This window comes from Campylobacter sp. W0014 (assembly GCF_020135975.1).
GTDB lineage: Bacteria > Campylobacterota > Campylobacteria > Campylobacterales > Campylobacteraceae > Campylobacter_D.
The window spans coordinates 25,752-44,767 of record NZ_JACHTR010000010.1; the positions used below are offsets into that span (position 1 = coordinate 25,752).

Genomic DNA, 19,016 nt, shown 5'->3' on the forward strand with positions numbered 1-19,016 from the left:
ATGAAAAATTTTTTTATTTTAATAGCTTTTTTGTCTTTGCTTTGGGCTGAAAATCAAAATATTATAAAAGCTCAAAATGAAAAAAATGTGATTATTTATGATTATTCTCCTGCTGAAGATGTTAATTTTAGCAATATTCAAAGCCTAAAAACACTTCCGCATCAAAGATCTAAATTTCAAAAGATTATGCAAGGTGTTGGGACAGGTCAAACAAGAGAAGATGCTTTAAATAACGCCTTAATCGATGCCTTATCTAAACTTAAAGGTATTTCAAAGTTTAATTTAAGACAAGAAATTAAAAGTATTGACATTAAATTTTCAGCCTTAGGGCAAATTGTTCAAAATTCAAAAGATACGCTTCAAAATGTAAGTAATGGGCGTATTGATAGTTATGAGATCACTTCTGCTGAAAATAATGGCACAAGTTGGGAGGTTAAAATCTTAGCTTATAAATATCTTTATCAAAATGATCAAAAACCAAAATTAATACTTTTTGATGAAAATTATGGAAAATCGGGAGAAAATTTAACTCAAGCTTTAAATGATATTTTTTCTAATGATGCTTATTTTACTCTTTTAGAAAGAAAAAATGATTTTAAAAGCGAAGATAAACTTATCGAAAGTGCTCAAGGTTTTAGCGATGAAAGCTCTAAGTTAGGGAATGTTTTAGGCACGGATTATATTTTAGAGTATAAAATTTTAGATACATCTAAACAAAATAGCTATATTACTTATCAAAATGATAAAAAATTACAGATCAATATCTCTTTTAAACTTATATTTTATCCTACAAGAGAGTTGGTATTGTCAAAAACTTTAAGTGCGAATTTTATGCTTACTCATGATGTTCAAAAAGAGCAAAAGTATTGGGAAAATATCGCTTTAATGATGCAAAAATATATACAAAATTCTCTTTTTAACGCCAACACATCAGAGGAAAATAAGCAAGACAAAGGCAAAGATTCTACCTATAAGCTTCATGAAGGTGGCGGGGTTGATCTTGGATTTTAGTGTTGTTTTGATTTTTTAATTTGCAAACTTTTAAATTCATTAAATATTAAAGAAAAATTTTATAAAATTAAAGTTTTTCTAAACCATTAAAGCTTTTAAATCCTAATCGGTGCTTTATGGTACTTACCAAATTATAAGGAAAAGCAATGTATGCTATTATGAAACACAGCGGAAAGCAGTATAAAGTTAGCGTTAATGATGAGTTAAAGCTAGATCACTTTGAGGCTGAAAGCAAAGCTATTATCGAAGTGAATGAAGTACTTGCAATTTGCGATAAAGATATTAAGGTAGGTGCGCCTTTCGTAGCAGGTGCAAAAGTTGTTTTAGAAGTGATCAATCACGGAAAAGATAGGAAAGTTGTAATTTATAAAAAAAGACGCAGAAAAGATTCTAAACTTAAACGAGGTTTTAGAAGACAATTTACTCGCGTTATAGTTAAAGATATTAAAGCTTAAGGAGTAAAGAATGGCACACAAGAAAGGTCAAGGTTCAACTCAAAATAATCGCGATTCTATTGGTCGTCGTTTAGGTGTTAAAAAATTTGGTGGCGAATTTGTTAGAGCTGGAAATATTATCATTCGCCAAAGAGGAACTGCAACACATGCAGGTAACAATGTAGGTATGGGAAAAGATCATACTATCTTTGCTTTAATTGATGGTTTTGTTAAATTTGAAAGAAAAGATAAAGATAGAAAAAAAGTTTCTGTTTATCCTGCTTAATTTCTAGGCTTTTGCCTAGAAAAATCTTAAATTTTTATCCAAAATTTAAAATTAGATATTTTTTAAACAAATTAATTTTTAAAGATTATAAATTTCAAAAAGTACTTAAAATCAAATTTTACTATAATATTTTTAGCTTATAATATCAAGATTTTAATCTAAAATATTAATTTTTGACGATGTTAAAATTTTTTAATTATAGTAGTTTTTATATAAAATAAGCTAATGAGAGTTTTGAGCTATTGTAAAAATTATTTTGAATTTTATTTTCTTTTGATATACTTCTTTTTAAATTTTTTAAGGTTTTTTATGTTTATAGATAGTGTTAAGATTACTTTAGCTTCAGGCGATGGAGGCAAAGGTGCTGTAAGTTTTCGTCGTGAAAAGCACGTTCCATTGGGTGGTCCTGATGGTGGCGATGGCGGAAATGGTGGAGATATTATTTTTATATGCGATAACAATACTCATACCCTTGTTAATTTTAAAGGAAAAAAGGAACTTCGTGCGCAAAATGGTGCAGCGGGTATGGGGCGTAATAAAAATGGAAAAAAAGGTGAAAATTTAGAACTCATTGTTCCAGAGGGCACTCAAGTTATTGATGCACAAAGCAATGAAATTTTACTCGATTTAACCAAAGAAGGGCAAAGAGAAGTATTTTTAAAAGGCGGCAGAGGAGGACTTGGAAATACTCATTTTAAACACGCAACCAATCAACGTCCTGATTATGCACAACCTGGTATAAAAGGAGAGAGTCGTTTAGTAAGACTTGAACTTAAATTGATCGCTGATGTGGGGCTTGTGGGCTTTCCAAACGTGGGAAAATCGACTCTTATTAGTGTGGTTTCAAACGCAAAACCTGAAATTGCGAATTATGAATTTACCACATTGACGCCAAAACTTGGTCTTGTTGATGTAGATGAGTATAATTCTTTTGTGATGGCAGATATTCCTGGTATTATCGAGGGTGCAAGTGGAGGTAAAGGTTTAGGACTTGCTTTTTTAAAGCATATAGAAAGAACATCTTTTTTACTTTTTGTATTAGATCCTTTAAGAGAAATGTCTTTAAAAGAGCAATTTATAGTGCTAAGAAATGAGCTTGAAAAATTTTCTAAAGAGCTTTTTGGACGCGAATTTGGTATCATGATTTCAAAAAGCGATAGCGTGAATTTAGGTGTTGATTTTGCAAAACAGATCACAGAGAATATAGCAAATTTAAAAGATTATTTAAAAAGTATAAAAGATCCGCAAAGTTTTTTAATAGAGGTTTCAAGTCTTGAAAAAACAGGGCTTAAGGAGCTTAAATTTATGCTTTTAGAAGAGATTAAAAAGTTAAGAGAAAAACATGGAAAAACTGAAAAAAGCAACTTTTGAGAGGCATATTTTTTAGTTGTAGCTTTAATAAATTTTATTGGATATTTTTTATAACACTTAGGTCAAAAAATTGATTTTATAGTAAGGATTTATGTGCCTAGCAGTGAAAATTTTAAAGATTTTGTTTTAGATCAACTTAAACTTTGTGGAAATGAATACGCTTTTCATGCTAGAAAAATGTTTGGAGAATATTGTATTTATGTAGATAATAAACCTATATTTTTAATTTGCAATGACGTATTATATATTAAGCAATTTTATTTTTTGAAAAGAATTTTAAAAAATAATGAAAAAGATTTCCCCTTTCCTAAAGCAAAATTATGGTATATTATCGACGTTGAGAATATAGAAATTTTAAAATGGGTTGTAGAACTCTTTTTAAGCAGTGATTTAACTTTAAAGGATGAAAAATGAAAAAAATAATTTCAGCTTTTGTTGTAGTCGCAAGTACTTCTATTTTACAAGCTAAAAATTTAGAAATTTATGAAAGTCCTACTTGCATGTGTTGTGATTATTGGACGGCTTATATGAAGAAAAAAGGCTATAGTGTAAATGTGCATAAAACAGATGATTTTCTAAAAATTAAAGATCAATATGGTATCAAAAATGAATATCAAAGCTGCCATACAGGAATTATTGAAGGTTATGTTGTTGAAGGGCATGTTCCTGAAAGCGCTGTAGCTTGGCTCCTTGAAAATAAACCAAAAGACGTTATAGGAATTTCAACCCCTGGAATGCCACAAGGAAGCCCTGGAATGGAACAAGGCTACAATGAAAAATATCCCGTCATTTTAATGAAAAAAGATGGAAGTTATGAAATTTATGGCTATTTTTTAGGAGATCAAAAACTTTAATTATTTAAAAAAAAGGATAAGATTAGTTTTTTATCCTTTTAACTTCATTTTCAAGTATATGATAAGGTGTTAATCCTATAAATTTTTTATTCATTTTTCCTGACTCAAAAAAACTAATTACAGGAACTCCATAAATACCACCTATGGAATCTGAAAGATATTTGGCTGCATTTTTTTCATAAAATAAAGTTAATTGAGTTAAGCCTTTTTCTTTTGCCCAATTTTTTGCATCATCTAAATTCTTTGCATCTCCTAAAATCACAAAAACATTAAAATTATAATTTTGGATTAATTGTTGTAAAATTTTGATTTGTTCTTTACATACTCCACAATCTTTGGTAAAAAATACCAAGGCAAAATTTTCATCTTTTTGATTAAGTTTTAATGTTTTCTCAAAACCATTGTAGGAAAAATTATAATTTTTATGATCCAAGCTTTTAAAATTTTCTCCATCACTGCAAGCTATAAAAAATAAAACTGCGATTAAAGCAATGAAATAAGCTTGGACTTTAAATTTTTCCAAGGTGTTTCTCCTAAAATTCTATCTTTTATAATCCCATCTTTAATGATTATAGTTGTTGGCGTTGCAAATATGGCATATCTATCTTGCGTTATTTTAAGATCATCTTTTAAAATTTTAACCTTTTTAAAATCAATTTTTTTTGCTAAAGATTGTATAGTTTGTATATCATTGGCTGAATTGATTGCATAAATGCTAATTTTATCTGGATAATTTTGTGCAAATTCATCCAAATAAGGCAGTTCCTTTAAGCAGGAAGAGCAACCATTTTGAAAAAAAACTAATACTTTTAAAGGATTTTTATCATTGTTTAATTTAATCTCATTTCCTAAAAGATTTTTAGCTGAAATTTCTGCAGCCATTTCTCCTATTTTCGTGCTTTTTTTATGATTTTCAAAAGAACACGCATTGAGTAAAAATAGAGCTATAAAAATATATAAAAATTTCATTTTAAAGCCCCATGATGTAAGCGTATAGTTCTATCAGCAAATTTAGCTAAATCTGGATTATGGGTGATTAAGACAATGGTTTTCCCTTCATTTTTGAGTTTTTTTAGGGTTTGAAGAACGATTTCTTCATTGGCTTCATCTAAATTTCCTGTGGGTTCGTCCGCAAGTAAAATTTCAGGATTATTAATCAAAGATCTTGCAATACAAACTCTTTGTTGCTCTCCTCCGCTTAGTTGATTAGGAAGGTGATTTAAACGATGTGAAAGACCGACTTTTTCAAGCATCATTTTTGCATCTTCTTCATCAATGCAAGAGTGATAATATTGAGAAAGCATCACATTTTCTAAAGCATTTAGATAAGGGATAAGGTGAAATTGCTGAAATATAAGTCCTATTTTCTCTCTGCGTAATTGTATTTTTTGCTCTTCTTGAATTTGTTCTAAATTTTGCCCATCTAAGATATATTGACCACTGCTTGGGGCGTCCATTAAGGATAAAATATTTAAAAGTGTGGATTTGCCACTTCCTGATGGTCCCATAATGGCAAGCCATTCTCCTTGATAAACATTTAAATTAATATTATTTAAAGCCTTAACTTTGCCAAAATTTTTACTAAGATTTGTTATTTTTATTAATTCTTTCATTTTAATCACCTTTCAAATTATCACAAATATTAATTTTTAAAGCCTTTTTTATAGGTAAAAAAGCAGCAAAAAAAGCGAAAGCCAAAGAAATAATGATGGATATTAATACTGCTTTAAATCTAAAGTCAATACTGGAATTAAAAATTAAATAACCAAAAATATTAGCTAAAAATATTCCACAAAATGCCCCTATGATACTTGCTACTAAGCTTACAATAAAACACTCACTTGCAAAAAGTTTAAAAATTTCGCTCTTTTTAGCCCCTAAGGCTAAGCGCAAAGCAATTTCTTTTTTTCTAGAAAATATAATAGAGCTTAGCGTGGTATTAACACTGGTTGTGACGATGATTAAAACAATAATGACGATTAAAAACATTAAGGTTTTTATTTTTTTAAGAACTAAATTTTCACTTAAAGATACTGATGATATGGGTTTAGCGTTGATGGTGTGATCGCTAATGGCTTGAGTTTTATTCCAAACGCTTTGAAAATCACCATCGACTATAGCATTAGCATAATTAATGCCTTGAGTATCGCTTAAATTTTGAATCACATTTAAAGACGCTAAGGCTATGCTATCAAATTCATCATTGCTTGAAAATATAGCCTTTATGATTAACTTAACACTTTTTCCATTGTTTGGATTATAAATTTGCAGTTCATTTCCTACTTTAAGATCTAATTGTTTGGCTAGATTAATACCTAAAAAAACAGAATTATCACTAAAATCTCTTAAAGAAAAGCTCCCGTCTTTTATCTCTAAAAAAGGTTTAGTCAGTCTTAAGGCTTTAAAATCTGTCCCCAAAACAACCGCACTTGTGCTGCCTAAATTTAAAAATTCGTATAAAAATGGAGTTAAAGCCCTAGCTTTTAATTTCTGTTTGATTTCCTCATATTTAGTGTTAGAGATAAAATTTTCATCAATATTTTTAGAGCTTATAATGACATTTGCCCCGTAAGCTTTGAGTTCTTTAGAGAGTTTTGTATCTATGTCAAAATAGATATTCAAAAATGCTGAACAAGTCAAGGCACCTATAAAAATGGATAAAATGATGATAAAAAGTCTTTGATAAGAAAAACTAAGACTTTTAAAAATTTCATTTAGAAAAAATCTATTTTCCATAAAGCACCTCTACTGGAGAAAGATTAGAAATATTTCTTATAGGAATCAAGCAGCCAATTATAGCTATTAAGCCAGCAAAAATAAGACTTAAAGGTAAAGCGATAAAAGCAATATCGATAAAATAACCAAAAATATTAAGACTGATGATTTCTGAAACTCCTATGCCAAATACAAATCCAAAAATTGCAGCGGTAAAGGCTACAATTAAATTTTCGCTTGAAAAGATCAAATAAATTTGAAAAGTATTAGCTCCAAGGACTTTTAAAAGGCCTATTTCTTTTTTTCTGCGATGAATTTCTGAATTTATAAGGCTTGAAATAGCTATGCTTGAAATGATAATACAAATAATGCAGGTGATTGACATTAGAGATTGAATTTTTTTAACGATTAAATTTTGTGCATCGCTTATAGCATTTAGCACTTTTACATCAGATCCTGGCAGTCCATCTTTGATTTGACTAGCAATAGAACCTACATAAGCAGAACAATACCATTTATCGTATTCAACTTGATCGAGTTTTTCTTCTCCTAAGCGGCGTACTTTTTCAGAAAGTGTGGATTCTGGTATAGTAAAAGCTCTAACTTCAGCACTTGAATAAAGCCCTTGTTTGTTGAGTAGTTCTTGAGCAAGATGTAAGGGAGCGATGATTTTATTTGACATTTTAGGATTTGTATGTAATAAAATTCCTACGATTTTAACTTCTTTTGAAATATTATTTTCTCCAAAGAGTGTTATATTTTGTCCTATTTTTAGTTTGGAATTTTTAGCCAAATCTTCACCAAGCATAATTTCATTGCTATCATCTTTTGCCCATTTTCCTTCTACTTTAAGATAAGGATAAAGGGTTTGAATTCCTGTTACAAAATCATCATCATCTTTTATTTTAATCGCTTTACTAAAATAAGTTCCATATAATAAAGTTTTTATAGTCTTATCATCATTTTGAATATTGATTTTGCCATCTAAAAATGGGGCTAGAGCAGTGATGTTATTTCGCCAATAAATATCTTTAATCATATATAAATTTTTTTCTTCAAGATAGTTTTTGTTTTTTAAGGGTTCATAAATTTCATTGCCTATTTCAATGTTTAAGTTAGAGCCTTTAGGCAAAACCAGTATATTTGATCCATAACTTTTTAGTTGTTCTGTGACTTCATTGCCTATACTTAAAGTAATATTTAGCATAATACAAAGCAAAAGAGTGGCTAAAAAACAGGTAAGAAAGGCTAGAAATTTTTGAATTTTGTTTTTAAAAATAGAACTAAGGATTATTTTAGCTAACATCGCTTTTCCTTTGGATTAAAAATTTAGCTTCTGTATCCTGAATAAATTTTAAAGGATCTTTTTTAAATTCTTCATAGTTTTTTTCATTGATAAAATAATAAGTAATTCCTTTATAGCTATAAGAAAAAGGTGCTTTTATGTTAATTAGCTTATCTTTTGAAACAGGATCACTAACTTGAATTTCTTTGATTTGATTAAAATAATTAGATCCGGCAATGACATCTTTTACATCAATAATAATATTTTTACCATCATAAGTATATTTTAAAGGAATAGGATTACAACCGCCTGATTTACCTACGCTTGGTAAAAAAATACGGACATTACAAGAAATACAGATTAATTCTCCATCTTTTTTAATATAACCCATATCCCCACAAATCATACAAGCATCAAAAACAGCAACAGGAGAATCCCTATCTTCTCTTTTATTAATTAGAAAAAATCTTACAACCTTACCTTCAGCTGTTATATAGGCAAATCTATGGAGTTTATTATCCCTTAAAAGAGCTACATCAAAGATAAATTTGCCCTCAGCGTTAGGTAAAATTTCTTTAGGTTCATCTATAACCAAAGGTTTAGAACTAATCATGAAAAAATACAAAACGATACAAAAACTAACTATACAGCTTATAAAAACGCTTGAAAAATAAGAATTGATTAGATGATTTTTTGCCTTATCTTTGCGATACTTAATATCTAAAATTGCACATTTATTGATATTGTTTTGGCGAATTTTTAAACTTAAAAAAGCAAGAATAAAGATTAAAATAATATAAAGATAAATTTTAAAAGTACCAAAATAATTGCTTTTTCCAACAAAACTAACCAAAAAAGTTTCAGTATCGATGATAGAATTTCTCATCAAAGTGAGTAAAATATTAGCTAAAGCACGATCCATTTCTACAAAGATAACAATACAAAAGACAATAAAACTTGCTTTTTTATTGATTATTTTTTGCCATTTTAAAAAGAAAAAGATTAAAACACAAATAATGAAAGCTAAAAATATAAAACCTAAAGATGTAATTGTTTGACTATCCAATAAAGAATTGCTAAATATAGGCAAATCTTGATTGATGTAATAATAATTTAAAGCTATGCAAAAACTTAAAATAGCCGATAATGTTAGGTTTAAAATTTTAATTTTTTCCCAAAAATAAAATAGAAAACTTATGAGTAAAGAAGCTATAAAAATAAAATTGAAATTAAATATCAAATTATCAGTTTTTAAAAACTGTGCGGATATGAAAAACGCAAAATAGCCAAATAAAAATCCCAAAAAAACCGCTATAAAGCTTTTTATAATGTATTTTTTATCAGGATTTATAAAAGCTACTAAAATACTTAAAGGTAAAATATTTGAAATAAAATTGACGAAATATATACTCATAAATTTTTCACTTTTTTATATTGATAAGAGTTATTATTACATAAAAAACTTTAACAAGTGTAAAAAATAAATTAATTTTATAAAAAGATTTTATCTAAGATATCAAAATAAGCTAAAAATTGTTTTTAGAAATTCTTGATATAGAATTTCTAAAAATTTTTATAAATTATTTAGGTGTGCCAGTGTATTTAAATTTATAATCAACCTTAAAAGGTTCAAACCATTTACCTACACCCGTTTCTTCATCAACGTGGCGTCCAAATCCTTGTTTTTCAGGATTTGAAATATAAAAAGTGAGTTCATAATTACCCACTCCAAAACCACCTTTTTTGTCTTTTTCCATAGCGATATTGGCACCATAATGAGGACCATCATCTGCAACCATAGGCATTAAAGTTCCACGTTTAATGGCTCCAGTATCCGTATTTTTAAGTTCATAAGCTATGGTTAGATAAGGCATCCAAAATCCTTCAGGAAAGCCATTAGGATTATTTTTAATCGCATGAATATCCGCTTCTAAGTGAATATCTGCTAATGAAGCCGCAAGATCAATTCCTCTTGGTTCCATTTCGATTGGTTGAAGATAAACAGCTGCTATTTCCATCCCGTTTAATTCTTTTGGATCGCCAATTGGCACTTCACCTGCAAAAAGATTGATACTTGCAATCGCTGCTATAGTAATACTTGATAAAATTTTTTTCATTTTACTCCTTTTTTGAAATTTGTTTTGTGATTAAAATACCAATAATCAATAAAATTAAGACTATAAATTGTGGAATTAAAGTTTCATAGTAAGGATAAATTCCAAGCCATAGTATTGGTTCAAAATTCATAGGAACTAAACTAGGAAGGATGATTTTTCCTTCTATAAGTTCTGCTATACCCTTGCCTGTAAAAACAAATACCATATAAAAGATTATATAAGAGGTGATATAAAAAAATTGCTTAACAGGGATACGAATAGCTCCTGCTTTTAAAAGGAAATATAAAACAATTAAAATTAAAATTCCAAGTCCAAGTCCTCCAAATATAGCAGTTAAATCCGTGCTGGTTTTTGCATCAAAAAGTAAAGCTTGATAAAATAGAACCGTTTCAGCACCTTCTCTATAAACAGCTAAAAAAACAGTGATCCAAAGCGTTTTTGCGCTATTGTTTGAAATAGCATCAATTGCACCTTGTTTGATAAAACTAGCCCATTTTTTATTTTGTGCATTTGAAAGTAGCCAAAATCCAACATAAAATAATAAAAGAACCGCTATAAGCATCGTAATGCCTTCTATAAGTTCTCTACTTTGCCCCGCATTTTCTTTAAAAAGCCAAGAGACAGCAAAAGCTGTAATAAAGCTGAGTATGATTCCGGTAAAAAGTGCGCTATAGGCTATATTGAGGCGATTTTTATTGCCACTTTGAACAAGATAAGATACGATAGCAACAACGATAATTAAAGCTTCCAATCCTTCGCGTATAATAATTCCTAAAGCCCATATAAAAAGAGAATAAGGCGTAGAATCTTGAATTTTATCTATACCTTGTTGGATGAAATTTTCTAATTCATCAAAAGTAGCTTTAAGCTCTTTTTTATCGGCGCTATTTTTGATTAATGCAACGCTTTGAGAAAATAAACTTTCAATTTTTAATTTCAAATTGCTATCAACGGCACCTATTTTATTTTCCATTCCACTGGCTTCAAAAATATCTAAATAGGTATTTTGCAAATCATTGATAGCTGAAATATTAAAACCATCATAATTATTTAAAATTTCATTTAAGGCAAGTTTGATATCATCTCCGACTTTAGCGTAATCTTTTCCTTGATTTTTATCATTGAAACCTTTTAGTTTTAATTTTGAAAGTTCTGAATTTGGAATTTGTAAAAATGTATCAAAAAGCTGTTGTTCTATATTATCTAAACCATCTCTTAATTTTTTTTCATCAAGTTTTTTATCATGAATTTCACGTATTAAGGTTCTTAGAGCTTGTTGGAATTTTTGATCATTTCCGGCCTTGGTAAATTTATTGATTAGAATTTCAACTTTTGTATTACGATAATCATTAAATAAGGCATCGTTTAATAAATTTTTACTCTCATCATAATTTCCATTTTTAAAAGCATTTGCAGCAAGGGTAAATTTAGTCGAAATATTATCAAGAATAAATTGCAATCTTGCGTCCATAGAGGCTGCTGCTTGAAGATCAGAATTGATATCATTGGTTTTTAAGCTTGATAAATTATTTTGCATATTGGAATTATTGTTTGAGTTGGGCTTAACACCTGTAATTTGTGCGATTAAAGTTTCAGCTTCAGCTTCTCTTTTAGCATTGGCCTTTAAACTTGATTTTTCAGCCGCTGCTTTATCGTAATTAGTTTGACTAGCCTCTGCTTTTAACCTATATCCATTTTGTAAAATTGGAGCCACTTCATCTAAGTCATAATAAAGACTTTCAATGAGTGCGTTGATTTGATCTAAAGGGGCTTTTTCCTTATACATACGACGTAAATTGATGAATTTGCGTTCCATAGTGATAGCTTTCCGACCTATATTTCTACCTATAGGACCTTCCATATTTTCAAAATGTTGAAAATAAGCATCTTCGCTTAGTTTTTTTGCTTGCTCATTATCGCCTTTTTTATATAAATCTAAACTTTGTTCAAGAGTATTTTTAATAATATTTTTTTCAGCTATATAATCATCAACTTTAGCAAAAACAGTCGTTGTGGAAAAAAATAAAAAATAAAAAAGTATTATTTTAAAAATTTTCATTGTGGTTTACTCCAAATAAAATTATATTTTTATAAAAATAATATTTATTATCAATAAAAAATAATATAGTATATTACCAATAATCTTAAATAAGACTAAAAAATAATTTAAATAAATATTTTATTGCAAATTTTAAAATATTCAAAAAATTAGATATTAATTTTTCAAAAATATTTCCGATATTATTTAAATGTCTTTTATAAGACTACATCAAAACAAGGAGGATGTTATGATTTCAGATGCAACCATGAGTAATGCAAACTTATTAACAGCAGTTAATACCTCAGTATTAAAGAAATCTATGGATACAAATGAAACATTAATGAGTAAGCTTATTGAAGGTATGGAGAATGTCTCTGAAGCCTCCGCTCCACAAGCTTCTAGCTCTAGTGGTTTAGATATTTATGCTTAATATCTGACAATTTAGGATGCAAAAGTTTGTATCCTAATAAATTATTCGCAAATAATTGTTTCTTTAGTATTTTTTAGTTATAATCACGAAAATAAATTTATTGGTTTGGTTATAAATGCGCGCGATTAAAAAAATAATTTTAAGTGAAACTTTTCCTGGAATTTTACTTATATTTTTCACTCTTTTAGCTCTATTGTTTAAAAATTCTTCTTTTGGATTTTATTATACGGACATATTTCATGCAAATTTAACAATAGGTTTTGAGAATTTTAAAATCGCAAAACCTTTAGAACTTTGGATCAATGATGGATTGATCGCTATATTTTTTCTTTGTATCGGCCTTGAGTTAAAATATGAAATTTTACGCGGACAACTTAAAAATATAAAATCAGTTTCTTTACCTTTATTTGGAGCTTTAGGAGGTATGGTTTTTCCCGCTTTGATTTTTACTTTAATCAATCATTCTCATGATTTTGCTATGCAAGGTTGGGCTATCCCAACAGCCACGGATATAGCGTTTGCAGTGGGAATTTTAATGCTTTTAGGAAATAAAATTCCAACGAGTTTAAAATTATTTTTACTTTCTTTGGCGATTTTTGATGATTTAGGTGCGATTATTATTATTGCATTATTTTATACTGATCAGCTTTCATTTTTAGCTATTGTGATTTGTTTTTTATGTATTTTAGTTTTATTTATGTTAAATTACTTTCATTTTATCCATCTGTCTTTATACGTTTTAATTGGAGTGATTTTATGGGTAGCAATGCTTAAAAGCGGAGTACATGCTACTTTAGCAGGAGTGATTATAGCTTTATTTATACCTTTAGATACACCCGATAAAAAACCTTATTTGCATAAAGTTTTAAAGGATTTAAATCCTTGGGTGATTTATTTTATTTTACCTTTATTTGCTTTCGCAAACGCAGGGGTTGATATTAAAGATATGGATATAAGTATTTTATTTTCACCTGTAAGTCTTGGGATTATGTTAGGTTTATTTTTAGGAAAACAATTAGGAGTTTTTTCTTTTTGCTATCTTGCTATTAAATTAAAACTTGCAAAACTTCCTGAAAATATAAAATATTCTAAATTTTATGGAGTTTGTATTTTAACAGGTATCGGCTTTACCATGAGTTTGTTTATCGATGGTTTGGCTTATAAAAATAGTGATATTTTTGAACATGCAGATAAATTAGCTATTCTATTAGCGAGTTTCATCAGTGCTTTAATCGGCTTTATATATCTTAAGATAATCAAATGAATGGTGTATTTCAAAAATTAAAAACTCTTATTTCAAGCGAAGTTTTTGGTGGAATTTTGCTTATTATTTCTACTTTACTTGCTTTATTGATTCAAAATGGATTTTTTAGTGAGCATTATCGTAGTCTTCTTAATTTAAAAGTAGGATTTAGCGTTGGTGAATTTGAGCTTAATAAGCCTTTTTTACTTTGGGTTAATGATGGACTTATTTCGATTTTTTTCTTTGCAATAGGTCTTGAGCTTAAAAAAGAATTTTTACATGGGGATTTTAAAAATCCTAAAAATATAGTATTGCCTTTTATAGCAGCTTTAGGGGGTATATTAATCCCTGCTTTATTTTTCACTTTGGTTAATTTAGGAGATATGTATACCCTTAAAGGTTGGGCTATCCCAACAGCTACAGATACAGCTTTTGCTTTGGCTATATTGATGATGTGCGGAAAGTATATTCCATCAAGTTTGAAATTTTTTTTACTTTCTTTGGCAATTTTTGATGATGTGGGAGCTATTTTAATTATCGCAATTTTTTATACTACCAAACTTTCTATTTTTGCTTTTATCATTGCTGCAATTGTTATTTTTATAATGTTTATGCTTAATATTTTTAATATTACGCGCAAATCTTTTTATTTTATTTGTTCGTTAATTCTTTGGATCAGTGTTTTAAAAAGCGGAGTACATGCTACTTTAGCAGGGATTATCACAGCTTTTTTTATTCCTATGTCTACTAAAGAAGGTAAACCTTTTTTAGAAGATATTTATGAGAGTTTAAAATTTTGGCTCACCTTTGTTATTTTGCCTTTATTTGCTTTCGCAAACGCTGGGGTAAATTTATCAAATATAGATTTAAAAGCTATGTTTTCTGGGGTGAGTATAGGAATATTTTTTGGACTTTTTATAGGAAAGCAATTAGGGGTTTTTGTCTTTTCTTATTTTGCTATAAAATTTAAATTAGCTCATTTGCCTCAAGGATCAAATTTAAAACAACTTTATGGAGTTTGTATTTTAACAGGTATTGGCTTTACCATGAGTTTGTTTATTGATGGTTTGGCTTATGAGGTAAGCGATATATTTCATTATGCAGATAATCTTGCTATTTTGATTGCTTCATTTTGTTCTGGAATTTGGGGTTTTATTTATCTTAGATTTTTTGCAAATCGCGCTTAAAAAAGGAGAAATAAATGAGACAACTTTTTTTTATTTTTTTAGCTTTATTTTTTATTACAGGTTGTAGTTTTTATCCTAATTTTGCTTTTATGGGAAAACCAAATCATCACTATTCTAATGTAGAGTCCAAATTAAAATCCATTGCTTATGAATGGAGGAAAACTCCTTATGTTTTAGGAGGTAATACTAAAAGAGGTGCTGATTGTTCAGCATTTACGCAAAAAGCTTTATTGGAATTTAATGCAAAAATTCCAAGAACAACTGTCACTCAATTAAATTCAGGTATAAGGGTTTCTAAGTCTCGCTTAAAAGCTGGAGATTTAGTGTTTTTTAGAACAGGTAGAGGACCAAATGGTATGCACGTAGGAATTTATACAAGCAAAGGTAATTTTATCCACCTTTCTTCTAGAGGCGGAGCTAGAGAAGCTAGTTTGAGTAATTCTTATTGGAAATCACGTTATATAGGTGCTAGAAGATATATAAAATGAAAATTGGAGTTTTTGATAGCGGTATAGGAGGACTTAGTGTTTTAAAGTCTCTTTATGAAGCGAATTTTTTTGATGAAATAATTTATTATGGAGATACTGCAAGAGTTCCTTATGGCGTAAAAGATAAAGATACGATTATTAAATTTTGCCTTGAAGCTTTAGATTTTTTTAAAAAATTTCAAATTGATATGCTTATTATTGCTTGCAATACTGCAAGTGCTTATGCTTTAGATATATTGAGACAAAATGCTAATATTCCAATATATGGAGTAATAGACGCTGGAGTGGAGGCTACAAAAAAAGCATTAAAATGTAAAGATGAAAAAATTTTAGTGATCGCTACAAAGGCAACTATTCAATCACAAGAATATCAAAAACGTTTAAGTGAACAAGGTTTTACTCAAATAAAAGCCTTAGCAACTGGGCTTTTTGTCCCTATGGTTGAAGAGGGTATTTTTGAGGGGGAATTTCTACAAAGTGCTATGAAATATTATTTTGAAAAATTTCAAACTCCAGACGCTTTAATTTTAGCTTGTACCCATTTTCCTTTTTTAATGAAATCTTTGAGTGATTATTTTGGTCAAAATACAAAATTAATCCATTCAGGCGATGCTATAGTTGATTTTTTGAAAGAAAAAGAAAAATTAATTTATAAAAAAGATAAAGCACTTCTGCATTTTTATGCTTCAAGTGATGTGCAATCTTTAAAAAATACTGCTAAAATTTGGTTAAATTTACAAGGATAAATCATGATAGAATTAAAAAAACCAGCCGAAATAGAAAAACTTAGAAATGCAAATCAAATCGTCGCAAAAACTTTGGATTTTCTAGAAAAAGAAATAAAAATTGGAATGAGTTTAAAACAAATTGATCAAATGGCGGAAGAGTATATATTAAGCTTAGGTGCTAAACCTTCTTTTAAAGGACTTTATGGCTTTCCAGGTGCAATTTGCACTTCTTTAAATCAAGTTTGTATCCATGGAATTCCTGATGGTAAAATTCTCAAAGAAGGTGATATTTTGGGCATCGATGTCGGCACAATGCTTGATGGGTATTATGGCGATGCTGCTAGGACGATTGCTATTGGTAAAATTTCTTCCAAGGATGAAGCTTTGATCGCTTGTGCTAAAGATGCTTTGTATTATGCAATTGATATTATTAAAGATGGAATGCGTTTTAAGGAACTTTCGGCTGCATTGGGTGAATTTATTGCTTCAAGAGGTTTTGTTCCATTGCGTGGATATTGCGGACATGGAATAGGTCGTAAACCTCACGGAGAGCCTGAAATTTTAAATTATTTAGAAAAAGGAGCTAATGCCAAAAGCGGGCCTAAGATAAAAAATGGAATGGTTTTTTGTATAGAGCCTATGATATGTCAAAAAGATGGAACTCCAAAGCATTTTAATGGAAAATGGGATGCGGGCAGTGCTGATGAGTTAAACACTGCCCATTATGAGCATTGCATTGCAATTGTTAATGGGAGAGCAGATATTCTTTCTGCTTTATAAATTATCTAAAAAGATTTTTAAAATCCATGCTTGAGTCATACATTCCAGCGTTATCTATGCTTTGACCCATGATGATTGCATTAGCAAGATCGGCTAAAATATTTTTTATTTCATCTCTTTTATCTTGAATATAAGCTAAAACACCTTCATATCCAGCTTTTTCTAAGATTAAAAGAGGATTTGAAATTTCAAATTCAAAAAGCTTTTTGCCAACATATACATTAAAAATATTTCCAAAAAGTGCAGTTCCCATGAAAGAACAATTTTGGATAAGTTGTGAAGTGGTTGCATCTAAAGTGCGTTTTTGTAAATCATCGATTTGATCATCAAGTCTTTGAGTGATACTTTGTTCAATTTTTTTAAGGGTAAGTTCTAATACTTGCAAAGCGCCAATAAAATCATTTGCATCGTTTATTTGTGAACAAATTTGATTTGCTTTAAATTCTCCTACAGCCTCAACTTCCCCTAAATGTTTTTTTAGTATATCTAATTCATTTTTCATCTTTTGCCTTTCAAAAAAATATCGCTAAATTTTTAAAAGCAAAAAGTGTTCCTACTTTTGATCAATATTAGAATTAATCCATAGAATAATATCTGTGGTTAAAGAATTTAAATTTTTTTCAAAAGATTGATAAATGTTTGGAATATTATTTTGCCTGATATTTTCTCTATGATTAAAAAATTGATGAGCAATAATTTTATTTTCTTTAACATCGATAAGATTAACACTTACAGCAATTTGTGTATAATTTTGCTTTGAGTTGATAATTTGTTCAAAAGAATCAATTCTACTTTCAAGAATATAATCAGCATTTAACAAGCTTTTCGAGGAAATAACAGCTTTAAATATTTTAGTTTTTTCTAATTTTGATAAAAGAAAAGATCGATAAAAATTACTAGGTAAATCCGCCCAAAAATGATAAGCATAGGTATTGCTTATATTGTTTTGTGTGTAAATGATTGATTTTGAATTAAGATATAAAGGCAAAGTGGCACTTTTGATTTTTAAAATCTTAGTTGTTTTTTTTAAAGAGATATTAGAGGAAATTTCATCGTTTTTTAAAATAAACATTTGAGTTTTATCAACTTGATTATTTATAGAGCATCCATAAAAAATAAAAGTTAAAATAAATATGTATAAATATTTTTTCATTATCTTTCTCCAGGTCCTAGTTGAGGTTTTTCTTGTTTAAATAAAATATCAGAAGGGCTTCTTTGTAAATTTTTTATCAAAAGATCACTTTCTAATAATACTTTGTTTAAAAGTTCTAAATTTTGTTCAATATTTTGCTTTAAATCATCATAAGAATCTATTTTTGAATCGGCTTTTTTGGCGAAGGAATTTAAAGCAATTACTCCTTCTTTGACACTTTTTAAAATTTCATTAAAATTTTTAGCAGCAAGACTTATATTATCTGCCATTCGCCCTAGCTTAAAACTCGAATTTGTGATATTTTGACTCATTTTTTGTGAATTTTCATTTAAATGAGAGCTTATTTGGGCTAAATTATTTAAAATAAGTTCTAAATTTTTTAAATTTTTCTCACTTAAAAGCTCTTTAGTCTTGTCATCCGCTGTTTTAACTAAAGAAAAAATGTGCTCACTTTGTTTATCTATAGTGGCCAAAAAGCTTTCTTTAAATTGAATAATCGGAGGTTTATTTTTATGGTCACTAGTAAGCTCTGGACTTTCTTTACTTCCTCCTTGAAGTTGTATAAATTTAAGCCCTGTAATCCCTTGGAGTTGTAAGGTTGCATATGTATCTTGTTTTATAGGAGTATTTTTCTTTACTTTAATTAGAATTTTAACGCCTAAATTATCTCTTTCTTCTATGCTGATTTTTTCTACACTTCCTACCTCTACCCCTAAAAGTCTCACAGGCGCCTTGATACCAAGTCCTGCTACGGATTCTTGAGTATAAATTTCATAATATTTAAAACTTTCTTTTTTGGAGTATCCGCCAAGCCAAAGTATAAATGCTAAACTAGCAAAAAACAATCCAAATATAAAAATTCCTACAAAAAAATAATTGACTCTATTTTCCAC

General features: G+C 28.8%; 23 protein-coding genes. 12 read left to right on the plus strand and 11 right to left on the minus strand.

Features of this window, described 5'->3' with window-relative positions:
- The 6 genes from H2277_RS04680 (at position 1) to H2277_RS04705 (ending at position 3,956) form a co-directional block, all read left to right on the plus strand.
- Positions 1 to 1,011, plus strand: a complete 1,011-nt coding sequence (locus H2277_RS04680; protein WP_337201198.1) for a hypothetical protein — start codon at positions 1 to 3, stop codon at positions 1,009 to 1,011.
- A 146-nt stretch (positions 1,012 to 1,157) separates the two neighbouring features.
- Complete coding sequence (rplU, locus tag H2277_RS04685; protein ID WP_137623143.1) at positions 1,158 to 1,466, plus strand: 50S ribosomal protein L21; 309 nt, start codon at positions 1,158 to 1,160, stop codon at positions 1,464 to 1,466.
- A gap of 10 nt (positions 1,467 to 1,476) precedes the next feature.
- Positions 1,477 to 1,731: a 50S ribosomal protein L27 gene (gene rpmA / locus H2277_RS04690; RefSeq protein ID WP_002800974.1), complete on the plus strand. Its 255-nt coding sequence runs from the start codon at positions 1,477 to 1,479 to the stop codon at positions 1,729 to 1,731.
- A gap of 309 nt (positions 1,732 to 2,040) precedes the next feature.
- Complete coding sequence (gene obgE, locus H2277_RS04695; RefSeq protein WP_337201199.1) at positions 2,041 to 3,102, plus strand: GTPase ObgE; 1,062 nt, start codon at positions 2,041 to 2,043, stop codon at positions 3,100 to 3,102.
- Positions 3,103 to 3,195: 93 nt separating this feature from the next.
- Positions 3,196 to 3,516 (plus strand): competence protein TfoX, encoded by a 321-nt coding sequence (locus H2277_RS04700; RefSeq protein WP_337201200.1) that lies wholly within the window; start codon positions 3,196 to 3,198, stop codon positions 3,514 to 3,516.
- On the plus strand, positions 3,513 to 3,956 hold the full coding sequence (locus H2277_RS04705; protein WP_337201201.1) for a DUF411 domain-containing protein: 444 nt from the start codon (positions 3,513 to 3,515) through the stop codon (positions 3,954 to 3,956). Before H2277_RS04700 ends, H2277_RS04705 begins: the two co-directional genes overlap by 4 nt.
- A gap of 22 nt (positions 3,957 to 3,978) precedes the next feature.
- Here the strand turns inward: H2277_RS04705 and H2277_RS04710 are convergent, their stop codons facing one another.
- The 8 genes from H2277_RS04710 to H2277_RS04745 all read right to left on the minus strand — a co-directional run bounded on the left by H2277_RS04710 (position 3,979) and on the right by H2277_RS04745 (position 12,132).
- Positions 3,979 to 4,479 carry a conjugal transfer protein TraF gene (locus H2277_RS04710; protein ID WP_337201202.1) on the minus strand — a complete coding sequence of 167 codons (501 nt, stop codon included), beginning with the start codon at positions 4,477 to 4,479 and terminating at the stop codon, positions 3,979 to 3,981.
- Entirely contained in the window at positions 4,440 to 4,925 is a 486-nt protein-coding gene (locus tag H2277_RS04715; RefSeq protein WP_337201203.1) for a redoxin domain-containing protein, read from the minus strand. The genes H2277_RS04710 and H2277_RS04715 overlap by 40 nt, the downstream gene beginning before the upstream one ends.
- On the minus strand, positions 4,922 to 5,575 hold the full coding sequence (locus H2277_RS04720; RefSeq protein ID WP_337201236.1) for an ABC transporter ATP-binding protein: 654 nt from the start codon (positions 5,573 to 5,575) through the stop codon (positions 4,922 to 4,924). The genes H2277_RS04715 and H2277_RS04720 overlap by 4 nt, the downstream gene beginning before the upstream one ends.
- Positions 5,571 to 6,692: an FtsX-like permease family protein gene (locus H2277_RS04725; RefSeq protein WP_337201204.1), complete on the minus strand. Its 1,122-nt coding sequence runs from the start codon at positions 6,690 to 6,692 to the stop codon at positions 5,571 to 5,573. Before H2277_RS04725 ends, H2277_RS04720 begins: the two co-directional genes overlap by 5 nt.
- A complete protein-coding gene (locus tag H2277_RS04730; RefSeq protein ID WP_337201205.1) occupies positions 6,682 to 7,977 on the minus strand; it encodes an ABC transporter permease in 1,296 nt (431 codons plus the stop codon). The genes H2277_RS04725 and H2277_RS04730 overlap by 11 nt, the downstream gene beginning before the upstream one ends.
- A complete protein-coding gene (locus H2277_RS04735) occupies positions 7,967 to 9,370 on the minus strand; it encodes a Fe-S-containing protein (RefSeq protein ID WP_337201206.1) in 1,404 nt (467 codons plus the stop codon). The genes H2277_RS04730 and H2277_RS04735 overlap by 11 nt, the downstream gene beginning before the upstream one ends.
- Before the next feature lie 166 nt (positions 9,371 to 9,536).
- Positions 9,537 to 10,073, minus strand: coding sequence for an iron transporter (locus H2277_RS04740; protein WP_337201207.1), 537 nt, complete (start codon positions 10,071 to 10,073; stop codon positions 9,537 to 9,539).
- Position 10,074: 1 nt separating this feature from the next.
- Complete coding sequence (locus H2277_RS04745) at positions 10,075 to 12,132, minus strand: FTR1 family protein (RefSeq protein WP_337201208.1); 2,058 nt, start codon at positions 12,130 to 12,132, stop codon at positions 10,075 to 10,077.
- Positions 12,133 to 12,361: 229 nt separating this feature from the next.
- Here H2277_RS04745 and H2277_RS04750 point away from each other — a divergent pair, with 229 nt between their 5' ends.
- The 6 genes from H2277_RS04750 (at position 12,362) to map (ending at position 16,970) form a co-directional block, all read left to right on the plus strand.
- Positions 12,362 to 12,544: a YjfB family protein gene (locus H2277_RS04750; RefSeq protein ID WP_137620297.1), complete on the plus strand. Its 183-nt coding sequence runs from the start codon at positions 12,362 to 12,364 to the stop codon at positions 12,542 to 12,544.
- Positions 12,545 to 12,659: 115 nt separating this feature from the next.
- Entirely contained in the window at positions 12,660 to 13,808 is a 1,149-nt protein-coding gene (nhaA, locus tag H2277_RS04755; RefSeq protein WP_337201209.1) for a Na+/H+ antiporter NhaA, read from the plus strand.
- Positions 13,805 to 14,974, plus strand: a complete 1,170-nt coding sequence (nhaA, locus tag H2277_RS04760) for a Na+/H+ antiporter NhaA (RefSeq protein ID WP_337201210.1) — start codon at positions 13,805 to 13,807, stop codon at positions 14,972 to 14,974. The genes nhaA (H2277_RS04755) and nhaA (H2277_RS04760) overlap by 4 nt, the downstream gene beginning before the upstream one ends.
- A gap of 14 nt (positions 14,975 to 14,988) precedes the next feature.
- The gene (locus H2277_RS04765) at positions 14,989 to 15,462 is read left to right on the plus strand and encodes an NlpC/P60 family protein (protein WP_337201211.1); all 474 of its coding nucleotides are present in this window, start codon (positions 14,989 to 14,991) and stop codon (positions 15,460 to 15,462) included.
- Positions 15,459 to 16,208, plus strand: a complete 750-nt coding sequence (murI, locus tag H2277_RS04770; protein WP_337201212.1) for a glutamate racemase — start codon at positions 15,459 to 15,461, stop codon at positions 16,206 to 16,208. Before H2277_RS04765 ends, murI begins: the two co-directional genes overlap by 4 nt.
- 3 nt (positions 16,209 to 16,211) lie before the next feature.
- Positions 16,212 to 16,970, plus strand: a complete 759-nt coding sequence (gene map / locus H2277_RS04775; protein WP_337201213.1) for a type I methionyl aminopeptidase — start codon at positions 16,212 to 16,214, stop codon at positions 16,968 to 16,970.
- A gap of 1 nt (position 16,971) precedes the next feature.
- On the opposite strand, the gene H2277_RS04780 is transcribed toward map, so the two are convergent.
- From H2277_RS04780 to H2277_RS04790, 3 genes are read right to left on the minus strand one after another with little or no spacing between them, the layout of a single operon-like run.
- The gene (locus H2277_RS04780; RefSeq protein WP_337201214.1) at positions 16,972 to 17,472 is read right to left on the minus strand and encodes a flagellar FLiS export co-chaperone; all 501 of its coding nucleotides are present in this window, start codon (positions 17,470 to 17,472) and stop codon (positions 16,972 to 16,974) included.
- 51 nt (positions 17,473 to 17,523) lie between these two features.
- Positions 17,524 to 18,123: an ABC-type transport auxiliary lipoprotein family protein gene (locus tag H2277_RS04785; RefSeq protein ID WP_337201215.1), complete on the minus strand. Its 600-nt coding sequence runs from the start codon at positions 18,121 to 18,123 to the stop codon at positions 17,524 to 17,526.
- Entirely contained in the window at positions 18,123 to 19,016 is an 894-nt protein-coding gene (locus tag H2277_RS04790; protein WP_337201216.1) for an MlaD family protein, read from the minus strand. Before H2277_RS04790 ends, H2277_RS04785 begins: the two co-directional genes overlap by 1 nt.